Source organism: Streptomyces sp. P17 (genome assembly GCF_032436805.1).
Lineage (GTDB): Bacteria > Actinomycetota > Actinomycetes > Streptomycetales > Streptomycetaceae > Streptomyces.
In genome coordinates this window covers 1-253 of sequence record NZ_JAVRBF010001190.1, presented here as the reverse complement: position 1 = coordinate 253, position 253 = coordinate 1, and the positions used below count along the sequence as shown (strand labels likewise).

Below are 253 nucleotides of genomic sequence, written 5' to 3'. Positions count from 1 at the left end.
ACGGCCTCGTCACACGCAGCGATGAAGGCCGGGCGCAAAAACAGGTCTTCCGCGATATAGCCGCAGACCGAGAGTTCGGGCGTCAGCAGCAGCCGTGCGCCCTGGGCGTGGGCGGTGCGGGCGGCATCAATGATTTTTTGCGCGTTGCCCGCCATATCGCCAACGGTGAAATTGAGCTGGGCAACGGCGATGGACAAGGTCATGAAAGCGCTCGGAAGGGGTTGGTGAGAACAAACCACGATATTAGAGCCTG

1 protein-coding gene is annotated in these 253 nt (G+C 60.5%); it reads right to left on the bottom strand.

The genetic code is table 11. From position 1 onward, the window contains the following. The coding region (locus tag RMT89_RS44380; protein ID WP_315889426.1) for a nitrilase-related carbon-nitrogen hydrolase at positions 1 to 203 on the bottom strand (203 nt) is incomplete at its 3' end. Positions 204 to 253 lie beyond the last annotated feature (50 nt).